The organism is Mesorhizobium silamurunense (assembly GCF_014843825.1).
Taxonomy (GTDB): domain Bacteria; phylum Pseudomonadota; class Alphaproteobacteria; order Rhizobiales; family Rhizobiaceae; genus Mesorhizobium; species Mesorhizobium silamurunense.
Map to the genome: position 1 here is coordinate 17669 of NZ_JHQR01000248.1, position 12066 is coordinate 29734.

The following is a 12066-nucleotide window of genomic DNA, read 5'->3' on the forward strand; positions in this document are numbered from 1 at the left end:
TGCTTCAGCCCAATATGCCCGGCAGGTTGAGCTGGTGCTCCCTGGCGCACTGCACGGCGATCTCGTAGCCGGCATCGGCGTGGCGCATGACGCCTGTCGCCGGGTCGTTCCACAGCACGCGCTCCAGACGCTTGGCCGCGTCCGGCGTGCCGTCGGCGACGATCACCATGCCGGCATGCTGTGAGAAGCCCATGCCGACGCCGCCGCCGTGATGCAGCGACACCCAAGTGGCACCGGAGGCGGTGTTGAGCAACGCGTTGAGCAGCGGCCAGTCGGAAACGGCGTCGGAGCCGTCCTTCATCGCTTCGGTCTCGCGGTTGGGCGAAGCGACCGAACCGGAATCGAGATGGTCGCGGCCGATGACGACCGGAGCCTTGAGCTCGCCCTTGGCCACCATTTCGTTGAAGGCAAGGCCGAGGCGATGGCGGTCGCCGAGGCCGACCCAGCAGATACGCGCCGGCAACCCTTGGAAGGAGATGCGCTCGCGCGCCATGTCGAGCCAGTTGTGCAGATGCCTGTTGCCGGGGGTGAGCTCGCGCACCTTGGCGTCGGTCTTGTAGATATCCTCCGGATCGCCTGAGAGCGCGGCCCAGCGGAACGGGCCGATGCCGCGGCAGAACAGCGGGCGGATATAGGCCGGCACGAAGCCCGGGAAGGCGAAGGCGTTCTCGAAGCCTTCGTCCTTGGCGACCTGGCGGATGTTGTTGCCGTAGTCGAGCGTCGGCACGCCGGCATTCCAGAACGCCACCATCGCCTCGACATGCTCACGCATCGACGCGCGGGCGGCCTTCTCGACTGCCTTAGGGTCCGAGACACGCTTCTCGCGCCACTCGGCCATGGTCCATCCTTTCGGCAGGTAGCCGTTGATCGGATCGTGCGCCGAGGTCTGGTCAGTGAGGATGTCGGGGCGGATGCCGCGCTTGAACATCTCCGGCACGATCTCGGCGGCGTTGCCGAGCAGGCCAACCGACTTCGCCTCGCCGGCCTTGGTCCAGCGCTCGATCATTTCCATGGCTTCGCCCAGCGTCTCGGCCTTCTCGTCGAGGTAGCGGGTGCGCAAGCGGAAATCGATCGAATCCGGGTTGCATTCGATGGCGAGGCAAGAGGCGCCGGCCATGACTGCGGCGAGAGGCTGGGCGCCGCCCATGCCGCCGAGACCGCCGGTCAGGATCCACTTGCCCTTGAGATTGCCGCCATAATGCTGGCGGCCGGCCTCGACGAAGGTCTCGTAGGTGCCCTGCACGATGCCTTGCGTGCCGATATAGATCCAGGAGCCGGCCGTCATCTGGCCGTACATCATCAGGCCCTTCTTATCGAGCTCGTTGAACTTCTCCCAATTTGCCCAGTGCGGCACGATGTTGGAGTTGGCGATCAAGACACGCGGCGCGTCCTTGTGCGTGCGGAACACGCCGACCGGCTTGCCGGACTGCACCAGCAACGTCTCGTCCTCGCCGAGCGTCTTCAGCGAAGCTGCGATCCGGTCGAAGTCGTTCCAGGTGCGCGCCGCACGGCCGATGCCGCCATAGACGACGAGCTCGTTCGGGTTCTCGGCGACCTCCGGGTCGAGGTTGTTCATCAGCATGCGCAGCGGCGCTTCGGTCGTCCAATAGCGGGCGTTCAGCTTGTCGCCGCGGGGGCTGCGCACTTCGCGGATGTTGTGGCGGGGATCGGTCATGTCGTCACTTCCCTTTCGATGAGGTGCGGCGGGCGCGTCAGCGCGCGGCCCAGGCGATCGCGGTTTCGAGAATGGTTTTCAGCGTGGCACGGATCGGCGCCGCATAGGTCGCGTCGTAGGGAACCGGCCAGTTGTCCGGCGCGCCCTTTTCATCGGGCTCACGCATGTAGCCTCGGTTGGAGAGCTCCATCTGCAACGCATGGACGCCGTTCTGCGGCTGGCCGAAGCTTCTGGTGATCCAGCCGCCCTTGAAGCGGCCGTTGGCCACCCAGCTTTCGCCGGTTGCGGCGAGGATCGCGGTCACCTTTTCCTGCAACGACGGGTCGGTGCTTTTGCCATCATTGGTGCCGAGATTGAACACTGGCAGCGTGCCTTCGAACAGGCGCGGCAATACCGAGCGGATCGAATGGCAGTCGTAGAGCACGATCTTTTCGTGCATGCTGCGCAGCCGGTCGATCTCGGCCCGCAAGGCGGCATGATACGGTACGAAATAAGCCTCGCGGCGCTGGTCGATCTCGGACGGCGTCGGCTCCTCGCCCATCCGGTAGAGCGGGTCGCCGTCGAACGTATCCGTGGGACACAGGCTGGTCGTCGCCTGTCCGGGATAGAGCGAGACGCCGCACGGATCGCGGTTGACGTCAACGACGGTGCGCGAGATGGCGGTATGGACGACCGTGGCGCCAAGGTCAGCGGCGAAGTCGTAGAGCTTGTCGATCCACCAGTCGCAGTCGCGGCGGCCAAGCCAGGTCGAGACCAACCGGCCGTCGAGGCCGGCGAGATCGATGCCGGTGTGCGGGATCGAGACCAGCAGAGGCGCCCTACCGCGTATGATGGTGAGCCAGGAAGGCGTGGCCATCAAACTGCCCCTGCAATCGAAGGGAGCGCCACGGCACTCGCCGCGTTCACCGCGGCGCCACTGCGCACCATGGCGATCGCCTTTTCCATGTCGGGATGGAAATGCCGGTCGTTGTCGAGATGCGGCACCTCTGCCCGGACCAGCTTGCGCACGGCTTCCAGAGCATCGCTCGAAGCGAGCGGCGCGTGGAAATCGCAGCCCTGCGCGGCCGCCAACAACTCGATGCCGATGACGGCCGTGGCATTTTCGATCATCCCGAGCAGCCGGCGCGCACCGTGCGCGGCCATCGAGACATGGTCTTCCTGGTTGGCCGAGGTCGGGATGGAATCGACGCTCGCCGGATAGGCCTTCTGCTTGTTTTCCGAAACGAGCGCGGCCGCCGTCACCTGCGGGATCATGAAGCCGGAATTCAGGCCCGGCTTCGGCGTCAAAAAGGCCGGCATTCCGGAGAGCGCCGGATCGACCAGCATGGCGATGCGACGCTCCGACAGCGAGCCGATCTCGCAGACGGCAAGCGCGATCATGTCGGCGGCGAAGGCCACTGGCTCGGCGTGGAAATTGCCGCCCGAAAGCGCGGTATCGTCCTCGGCGAAGATCAGCGGATTGTCGGTGACGCCGTTGGCCTCGGTCTGAAGCGTATCGGCAGCCTTGCGCAACACGTCGAGCGCGGCGCCCATCACCTGCGGCTGGCAGCGCAGGCAATACGGGTCCTGGACGCGCTCGTCGCCGACGCGGTGCGACTCCCGGATGACGCTGCCGGCCATCAGATTGCGCAGCGCATCCGCCGTCTCGATCTGGCCGCGATGTTTCCTCAACAGGTGGATGCGCGGGTCGAAGGGCGCGTCGGAGCCACGGGCGGCATCGGTCGACAGCGCGCCGGCAACCAGTGCCGACTGATAGAGCGTTTCGGCCTCGAACAGGCCGGCGAGCGCGAAAGCCGTCGAGAACTGCGTGCCGTTGAGCAGCGCCAGCCCCTCCTTGGCGCCGAGCGTCACCGGCTCCAGCCCGTGCGAGACGAAAGCGACCTTGGCCGGGAAGCGGCCATGCGGGGTAAAGCATTCGCCGACGCCAATCATGACGGCCGTCATATGCGCGAGCGGCGCGAGGTCGCCGGAGGCGCCGACAGAGCCTTGGGTCGGCACCACCGGGATGACGTCATTGGCGAGCATCCCCTGAAGCAAGTCGATGGTCTCGGCGCGCACGCCGGAAGCGCCCTGGGCGAGGCTCGCCAGCTTCAGCGCCATCATCAGGCGCACCACCGCGACGGGCATCGGATCGCCGACACCGGCGGCATGCGAAAGCACGATGTTGCGCTGGAGCGTTTCGAGGTCGGCTCCGGGAATGCGGACGCTGGCGAGCTTCCCGAAGCCGGTGTTGATGCCATAGACCGGCTCGCCCTTTGCGAGGATGCGGGCGACCGCTTCGGCGCTGGCCTTGATCTTCGGCCGGCAGGCATCGTCGAGCTTCGGCACGGCGCCGCGGTAGATGGCGCGCCAATCGGCAAGCGACGCGCTGCCGGGCTTCAAGGTCAGTTCGGTCATTGTCCTCTCCAGATACGGGCATGGAGCGGGTTGAAGCCCATGCGGTAGACGAGTTCGGCTGGGCGCTCGATGTCCCAGATGGCGAGGTCGGCCGATTTGCCGGCTTCGAGCGTGCCGGTCTTGTCGAGAAGCCCCAGCGCACGCGCCGCCTCACGGGTGACGCCGGCGAGGCACTCGTCGACAGTCAGGCCGAAGAGCGTCGCGGCCATGTTCATGGTGAGCAGCAGCGAGGTGAGCGGCGAGGTGCCGGGGTTGCTGTCGGTGGCGACCGCCATCTTCACGCCATGCCGGCGGAACAAGTCGACCGGCGGCTTCTTGGTCTCGCGGATGAAATAGTAGGCGCCGGGCAGGATCGTCGCGACCGTGCCGGCCTTGGCCATGGCGGCCGCACCTGCTTCGTCGGTGTATTCGAGATGGTCGGCGGAAAGCGCATCATAGCGGGCTGCAAGCGCGGCGCCATGCAGGTTCGACAGCTGGTCGGCGTGGAGTTTTACAGGCAGGCCGAGCGCTTTCGCCTTGTCGAAGACGCGCGCGATCTGTTCCGGTGAGAAGGCGATGCCCTCGCAAAAACCGTCGACTGCATCGGCGAGGCCTTCGGCGGCAACCGCCGGCAGGATGGTGCCGGAGACGAGATCGATGAAAGCGTCCTTGTCGCCCTTGGCTTCCGGCGGCAACGCGTGGGCGGCGAGACAGCTCGTGCGGATCGTCACCTTGCGTTCGCCATCGAGGCGGCGCGCGGCGCGCAGCGACTTCTTCTCGTTGTCGAGGTCGAGGCCGTAGCCTGACTTGATCTCGACGGTGGTGACACCTTCGGCCATCAGCGCGTCGAGGCGCGGCAGTGTCTGGGCAACGAGCTCATCTTCGCTCGCGTCGCGCAGCGACTTCACGGAGGAGACGATGCCGCCCCCTGCCCGCGCCACTTCTTCATACGTCGCGCCCGCCAGCCGCATCTCGAATTCATTGGCGCGGTTGCCGGCGTACACAAGATGCGTGTGGCAGTCGATCAGGCCGGGCGTGATCCAGCGGCCCTCGCAATCGACCGTCTCGGCGCCTTGCCCGAATGAGGCCGGCATATCCGCTTCCGCTCCGGCATAGACAATGAGCCCGTCGCGCGCGGCGACCGCGCCCTTTTCGACGATACCGAGGCCCGCCAAGCCTTCGGCCATGGTCGCCAGGCGCGCGTTGCGCCAGAGACGAAGGCCGCCCTGTCTATTCTCTCCACCCATCATCTTTTCCATTTGAAAGGATGGCGATTATGTATATACATATTGGAGCGCGACGCAAGTGGTAATGTCGCTCGGGCATTCAGATTCGGGAGTTTGGACGTGACGGCGATCTTTGCGGTACAGGCGCTGCTGCCCGAGGGCTGGCGAGGCAATGTGAGGATCGCTGTGGACGGCGGCCGCATCGCAACGGTCGAGACCGGCGCCTCCGCGCAGACCGGAGACGAGCGCCATGCCATTCTCCTGTCGGGCATGCCCAACCTCCACAGCCACGCCTTCCAGCGCGGCATGGCGGGGCTGGCCGAGTTGCGCGGTCCTTCGGCCGACAGTTTCTGGAGCTGGCGCGAGGTGATGTACCGTTTCGCGCTGTCGATGACGCCGGACCAGGTCGAGGCGGTCGCCGCACAGCTCTATGTCGAGATGCTGGAGGCCGGCTTCTCGCGCGTCGGCGAGTTCCACTATCTGCATCACGACCGCGACGGGAAGCCTTACGCCAACATCGCCGAGATGGCGGAGCGCATCGCGGCGGCGGCTGCCGAGACCGGCATCGGGCTGACGCTGCTGCCGGTCTTTTACGCACACTCCGCCTTCGGCGGCGCGGCGCCGGACGAAGGCCAGCGGCGATTCATCAATGATGTCGAGCGGTTCGGGCGTTTGCTTGAGAAAAGCCGCGAGAGCGTATCGAAGCTGGAACAGCCTGTCGTCGGCGTCGCGCCGCACAGCCTGCGCGCGGCGACGCCGGACGAGCTCAACGCGGTCGCGGCGATGGCGCCGGACGGCCCGATCCACATCCATGTCGCCGAGCAGGTGAAGGAGGTCGAGGATTGCGTCGCCTGGTCGGGCGCGCGGCCGGTCGAGTTCCTGCTCGGCCATGCCCATGTGGATGAGCGCTGGTGCCTGATCCACGCCACGCACATGACCGAGCCCGAGACGATCGCCATGGCCAATAGCGGCGCGATCGCCGGCCTCTGCGAAGCCAATCTTGGCGACGGCACCTTTGCCGCGCCGCTGTTCATCGAGCATGGCGGCCGCTTCGGCGTCGGCTCCGATTCCAACGTGCTGATTGGCCTGCCGGATGAGCTCAGGCAGCTCGAATACTCTCAGCGCATTACCCACCGTGCCCGCAACGTGCTGGCGCGCGCCGGCGGCTCCACGGGGCGCGCGCTTTTCGACGCCGCGCTTGATGGCGGCGGCGTCGCGCTCGGCGCCGGTCCGTTGCGGATTGCCGCCGGCTGTCCCGCCGACCTCGTCTCGCTCGACGGCAATCATCCTTCGCTTGCCGGCAAGTCCGGCGATGCGATCCTCGACGCCTGGATCTTCGCCAATGGCAGCAAGGTCGATTGCGTCTGGGTGCATGGCAAAAAGCATGTCAGTGGCGGCAGGCATGCGAAGCGCGAGGCGGTTGCCAAGCGGTTCCGCGACGTGATGACCGCGCTTTCGCAAGGCTGAGCAGGAAAAGCCCGATGAGCCTGGTTGAAACAGATGACGTGGAAGGTGGCGAGAGCATCTCGCTGCATCAACGCATCCTGTCGGACATTCGGGAGAAGATCCTCTCAGGTGCCTGGGCGCCCGGTCATCGCATCCCCTTCGAGCACGAACTGACGGCGCAATATAATTGTTCGCGCATGACGGTGAACAAGGCACTGTCGCAGCTCGCCAAAGCCGGACTGATCGAGCGCCGCCGCCGGTCAGGCAGTTTCGTGCGCCAGCCGCAGTCGCAGGCGGCGGTGCTGGAACTGCACGACATCAGGATCGAGGTCGAGGCGCTCGGCCTGCCCTATCGCTATGAGCGGCTGGAACGCCTGAAGCGGCGCAGCAGCGCCGAGGACCGGTCGCTGCTCGGGCTTTCCGCCCCGGGTCCGGTGCTTGCGCTGGAAGGCCTGCATTTCGCCGGCGAGCGGCCGTTCGCGCTCGAGCAGCGCCTGATCAATCTTTCAGCCGTGGCCGGGGCCAGCGAGGAAGCGTTTCTTGAAATCGCGCCAGGCCCCTGGCTGATCGGCCGCGTGCCGTGGAGCGAGGCCGAGCACCGCATCCGCGCCATGGCGGCTGATGACACTATCGCCGACGCGCTCGACATCGACCCCGGCGCGCCCTGCCTGTTGGTCGAGCGCCGTACCTGGAGCGCCGAGCACCCGGTCACCCATGTGCGCTTCATCTATCCGGCGGAAAGCCACACGCTGGTGGCGAGGTTCACCCCGTCGCAGGGATGAGTGATCTCCCCCCTTGGGGGGAGATTGGCAGTTCCGGCGCCGCGCCCTTACAGCGCAGCCGTAACGATAATCTCGACCAGATACTCCGGGCCGGCGAGCTTGGCTTCGCCGGTGGCGCGGGCCGGCGTGTGGCCCTTCGGCACCCACTTGTCCCACTCGGAATTCATCTCGGCGAAGGTGCCCATGTCGGCCAGCCAGATGATCGCCTGGACGATCTTGGTCTTGTCGGTGCCGGCCTTGGCCAGCAATTCGTCGATCGTGTTCAGGATGTCGCGAGTCTGCGAGGCGACGTTGCCGCCGGGTTCGCCAACCTGGCCGGCCAGATAGACGGTGTTGCCATGGATGACGATCTGGCTCATGCGCGGGCCGACATCGATGCGACGAATGCTCATGGGAGGTTCCTTCATTATGGGAGTCGTGCTTCTTTAGAGTCCGTGCCGGCTCCGGGCAAGGCCACCGGACGCGAAACCAATTGAGCCAATTTCCGACCCGGGCCTCGTCACGGACACGCCGAGTTGACCGGCCGAGACACAATTCCGCCGGTCTGCCGTGTTGACTAATGTAATAACATCACATATCGACGGTGCACTCGATTTAGGGGACCGCCCGGAACGTCTGATGACAAATGCCTGCCTGACCTTCCGCGACCTGACGCTCGGCTATGGCAGCCACCCTGCCATTCATCACCTCGATGGCATCGTCGAAAAGGGCTCGCTGACCGCCGTGGTCGGCGCCAACGGCTCGGGCAAGTCGACGCTGATGAAGGGCATCGTCGGCGTGCTGAAGCCGATGGAGGGCGCGGTTGTCCGCGCGCCCGGCGTGCGCACCGCCTATCTGCCGCAGCAGTCGGAGCTCGACCGCAGTTTTCCGGCGCGCGTCGTCGACCTTGTCTCGCTGGGTCTCTGGCCGAAGCGCGGCATGCTCGGCCGCTACACCAGGGAGGATCGCGAGTCGGTCGGCAAGGCGCTGATGGCGGTCGGCCTCGGCGGTTTCGAGACGCGCCCGATCGACACGCTCTCCGGCGGCCAGCTGCAGCGCACGCTGTTTGCCCGCGTGCTCCTGCAAGACGCCGACCTGATCCTGCTCGACGAGCCGTTCAATGCGGTCGACGCCAAGACCGTCGGCGACCTCATCCAGTTGATAAAACGCTGGCATGGCGAGGAGCGCACGATCATGGTCGTCGTCCACGACCTCGATCTCGTCCGGCAGAATTTCCCGGAAACGCTGTTGCTCGCCCGCCAGCCCGTTGCCTGGGGCGACACAAAAGAGACGCTGCGGCCGGAAAACCTGCTCAAGGCGCGGCGCTTCCACGAGGCTTGGGAAGAGAATGCGCCTTGGTGCGAGCCGAGCGAGCACGATCACGGCCATGACCATGGGCATGATCACGACCATCATGATCACGCGCGCACGCATGATCATGGCTCCGGACCGAGGGCTGCGTGATGGACTTCCTCTACGGCCTGTTCATCGCGCCCTTCGCCGATTTCGCCTTCATGCAGCGGGCGCTGTTCGGCTCGCTGATGCTGTCGCTCGGCGCCTGCCCTGTCGGCGTCTTCCTGATGCTGCGGCGCATGAGCCTGTCGGGCGACGCGATGGCGCATGCGATTCTGCCCGGCGCTGCCGCCGGCTTCCTGCTCTATGGGCTCGAAATCCTGCCGATGACTATCGGCGGACTGATCGCCGGCATCATCGTGGCGCTCGGCGCGGGCGCGGTCTCGCGCTTCACCATCCAGCGCGAGGACGCTTCGATGGCGGCCTTCTATCTCATCTCGCTTGCGGTAGGCGTGCTGATGGTGTCGATCCGCGGCTCCAGCGTCGATCTGATGCATGTACTCTTCGGCACCGTGCTGGCGCTCAACAACGAGGCGCTGACGCTGATCGGCGGCATCGTGGTGGTGACGCTCGCCAGCCTTGCGATCTTCTGGCGCGCGCTGGTCGCCGAATGCCTCGACCCGCTGTTCCTGCGCTCGGTGAGCCGCATGGGCAGCCCGGTGCACTTCATCTTTCTCGGCCTCGTCGTGCTCAATCTCGTCGGCGGCTTCCAGGCGCTAGGCACTCTGCTCTCGGTCGGATTGATGATGCTGCCGGCGGCCGCTGCCCGCTTCTGGACGGTGCGCGTGGAACCCATGTGCGTGCTGGCGGTGCTGATCGGCTTCGCCTCCTGCATCGCCGGACTGCTTCTGTCCTATCATGCGTCGCTGCCATCCGGCCCGGCGATCATCCTTTCGGCCGGCGTCGTCTATTTCTTTTCGATCGTGTTCGGCTCGCGCGGCGCATTGCGCGCCCGCATCGTGCATCACCGCCACCGGACCGCCTGACCCCAACCAAGGAGACCTTCCCAATGCTGAAATCTTTTCGTGCCGCCCTGGCGATGAGTGTTATAGCATTAAGCGCCTTCGCAACCTCATCGGCCTTCGCGGCGCCGCTCAAGGTGGTGGCGAGCTTCACGGTCATTGCCGACTTCGCCAAAAATGTCGGCGGCGATCGCGTGGACATCACCACCATCGTCGGGCCGGACGGCGACGCGCATGTCTATGAGCCGAGCCCGGCCGACGCGGTGTCGATGGCGAAGGCCGATGTGGTTCTGGTCAACGGCCTGCATTTCGAGGGTTTCCTGCAGCGCCTGGTCGATGCCAGCGCCACTAAGGCCGAGATCGTGACGCTGACCAAGGGGGTAACGCCGATCGATTTCAAGCCGGAATTCGCCGATGCGGACGCAACCGAAGGCGCCGGCAAGACCGTCACCGACCCGCATGCCTTCCAGTCGATCGCCAATGCCAGGATCTATGTGAAGAACATCGCCGATGCTTTTTGCACGGCGGACACCGCAGGTTGCGACAGCTACAAGGCCAATGCCGCCGCCTACACCACGAAGCTCGATGCGCTGGAAGGCGAAGTGAAGGCGGCGATCCAGTCTATTCCCGCGGCGAAGCGCGTGGTCATCACATCGCACGACGCCTTCGGCTATTTTGAGCACGAATACGGGCTGACGTTCCTGGCGCCGCAAGGCATTTCGACCGATTCCGAGCCTTCGGCCGCAGACGTCGCCAAGTTGGTCGAGCAGGTGAAGCAGGACAAGGCGGCGGCGATCTTCATCGAGAACATCACCAATCCGCGGCTGATCGAGCAGATCGCCGGCGAGACCGGCATCAAGGTCGGCGGCACGCTTTATTCGGACGCGCTGTCACAGCCGGACGGCCCGGCCTCGACCTATATCGACATGATGCACAACAACATCACGCAGATCAAAGGCGCCATCCTCGGCAGTTGAGCTGACATGGCCCAACCGGGCCGCAAGCGGCCCGGTTGGATTTTCCGGCCCGCACTCTCTATTTGGCGGAGAAAATCCGCCGCCACGGATTGCCGCCCTTGCCCCGGAGTGGCATGACTGCGGCAAAGAAGATTGCGAGGACAAGACGATGGAATATCGCCAGATCAGCGACGACTATTCGGTCTCCGGCCAGATCCAACCCGAGGACATCGCCGCCATCAAGGAAGCCGGCTTCAGAAGCGTGATCTGCAACCGGCCGGATAACGAGCAGCCGGGCCAGCCCTCGGCCGACAGCATCAAGGCGGCGGTGGAAGCCGCCGGCCTTGCCTTCCGCTACATTCCCGTCATCAGCGGTCAGATCACCATGGACAATGTCGAGGACCAGGCCGTGGCGCTGGACGAACTAGAAGGCCCGGTCTTCGCCTATTGCCGCTCCGGCGCGCGCTGCACCAATCTTTACGGGCTGATCCAACAGCAGAAGGGCTGAATTGTTCTTTGAGCTGTGACGGAGCCAAAATACGCCCGCCGTGATCCTTCGCGCCCCCCTCTGTCCTGCCGGACATCTCCCCCACAGGTGGGGAGATTGGCAGTTTCCGCGCCTCGCTCGATCTTGCAACGCCTGAGGTTGGCGAAAGCCGGCGTGACGTCCGATCTCCCCCCTCGTGGGGGAGATGTCCGGCAGGACAGAGGGGGGCGCTGTCCCGCCAGCGTATGAAAGAAAACCTGACGCTACTAGATCGGCAGCGCACCCGTCTCCTTCAGCGTTTCCAGCACGATCGCGGTCTTCACATGCTGTACCGATTCATGCGGCAGGAGCACGCCGTTGACGAATTCCGACAGGGATTTGAGATCGGGCGTCACCACCTTCAGGATATAATCCATCTCGCCGGTCAGCGCGTGCGCCTCCTGCACCTCGGGCAGGCGCGCCACCAGTTCGCCGAAGCGGCGGGCATTGTCGCGGTTGTGGGTGGCCAAGGTCACCGAGATGACGTTGACCAGCGAAAAGCCCAGACGGTCGCGGTCGAGCACGGCGCGGTAGCCTCGGATATAGCCGTCCTCCTCCAGCCGCTGGCGGCGGCGCGAGCACTGCGAGGCAGAGAGATTCACCCGCTCCGACAGATCGTTGTTGGTGAGCCGCCCGTCGCCCTGCAGGAGCGCCAGTATCTTGCGGTCGAATTGATCGATGCGCTCATCGTCCACGGATTTTCCTCCAAATGCGCACGTTCTGCGCATAAATTGATCATTTCAAGCGTTTGAATGCAAGCACCGTGCGGCCGGCTGGGACTATGA

12 protein-coding genes are annotated in these 12066 nt (G+C 65.2%); 6 read left to right on the forward strand and 6 right to left on the reverse strand.

The genetic code is table 11. From position 1 onward, the window contains the following. Nucleotides 1-4: 4 nt before the first annotated feature. The 4 genes from hutU to hutI are packed head-to-tail and all read right to left on the reverse strand — an operon-like array spanning nt 5 to nt 5298. Nucleotides 5-1675 carry a urocanate hydratase gene (gene hutU, locus DH10_RS26225; RefSeq protein ID WP_192247684.1) on the reverse strand — a complete coding sequence of 557 codons (1671 nt, stop codon included), beginning with the start codon at nt 1673-1675 and terminating at the stop codon, nt 5-7. Nucleotides 1676-1712: 37 nt separating this feature from the next. Next, on the reverse strand, nt 1713-2531 hold the full coding sequence (gene hutG / locus DH10_RS26230; protein WP_192385528.1) for an N-formylglutamate deformylase: 819 nt from the start codon (nt 2529-2531) through the stop codon (nt 1713-1715). Beyond that, nucleotides 2531-4072: a histidine ammonia-lyase gene (gene hutH / locus DH10_RS26235; RefSeq protein WP_192247689.1), complete on the reverse strand. Its 1542-nt coding sequence runs from the start codon at nt 4070-4072 to the stop codon at nt 2531-2533. The genes hutG and hutH overlap by 1 nt, the downstream gene beginning before the upstream one ends. Further along, nucleotides 4069-5298 carry an imidazolonepropionase gene (gene hutI / locus DH10_RS26240; protein WP_192385529.1) on the reverse strand — a complete coding sequence of 410 codons (1230 nt, stop codon included), beginning with the start codon at nt 5296-5298 and terminating at the stop codon, nt 4069-4071. Before hutI ends, hutH begins: the two co-directional genes overlap by 4 nt. A 99-nt stretch (nt 5299-5397) precedes the next feature. Between hutI and DH10_RS26245 the strand changes: the two genes are divergently transcribed. Together DH10_RS26245 and hutC are read left to right on the forward strand one after the other, a co-directional pair. Beyond that, nucleotides 5398-6744, forward strand: coding sequence for a formimidoylglutamate deiminase (locus tag DH10_RS26245; RefSeq protein ID WP_192385530.1), 1347 nt, complete (start codon nt 5398-5400; stop codon nt 6742-6744). 14 nt (nt 6745-6758) lie between these two features. Continuing rightward, nucleotides 6759-7505, forward strand: coding sequence for a histidine utilization transcriptional repressor HutC (gene hutC / locus DH10_RS26250; RefSeq protein ID WP_192247696.1), 747 nt, complete (start codon nt 6759-6761; stop codon nt 7503-7505). A 47-nt stretch (nt 7506-7552) separates the two neighbouring features. On the opposite strand, the gene DH10_RS26255 is transcribed toward hutC, so the two are convergent. Continuing rightward, the gene (locus tag DH10_RS26255) at nt 7553-7897 is read right to left on the reverse strand and encodes a RidA family protein (RefSeq protein ID WP_192247699.1); all 345 of its coding nucleotides are present in this window, start codon (nt 7895-7897) and stop codon (nt 7553-7555) included. Between the two features lie 226 nt (nt 7898-8123). Between DH10_RS26255 and aztA the strand changes: the two genes are divergently transcribed. From aztA to DH10_RS26275, 4 genes are all read left to right on the forward strand, one after another. Then, nucleotides 8124-8948, forward strand: a complete 825-nt coding sequence (aztA, locus tag DH10_RS26260; protein WP_192247702.1) for a zinc ABC transporter ATP-binding protein AztA — start codon at nt 8124-8126, stop codon at nt 8946-8948. Then, entirely contained in the window at nt 8948-9823 is an 876-nt protein-coding gene (gene aztB / locus DH10_RS26265) for a zinc ABC transporter permease AztB (RefSeq protein ID WP_192247705.1), read from the forward strand. The genes aztA and aztB overlap by 1 nt, the downstream gene beginning before the upstream one ends. Before the next feature lie 23 nt (nt 9824-9846). Further along, the gene (aztC, locus tag DH10_RS26270) at nt 9847-10776 is read left to right on the forward strand and encodes a zinc ABC transporter substrate-binding protein AztC (RefSeq protein ID WP_192385531.1); all 930 of its coding nucleotides are present in this window, start codon (nt 9847-9849) and stop codon (nt 10774-10776) included. A gap of 148 nt (nt 10777-10924) precedes the next feature. Then, nucleotides 10925-11263: a protein tyrosine phosphatase family protein gene (locus tag DH10_RS26275; RefSeq protein ID WP_192247711.1), complete on the forward strand. Its 339-nt coding sequence runs from the start codon at nt 10925-10927 to the stop codon at nt 11261-11263. Nucleotides 11264-11508: 245 nt separating this feature from the next. On the opposite strand, the gene DH10_RS26280 is transcribed toward DH10_RS26275, so the two are convergent. Continuing rightward, on the reverse strand, nt 11509-11976 hold the full coding sequence (locus DH10_RS26280) for an Lrp/AsnC family transcriptional regulator (protein ID WP_192247714.1): 468 nt from the start codon (nt 11974-11976) through the stop codon (nt 11509-11511). Nucleotides 11977-12066: the final 90 nt, after the last annotated feature.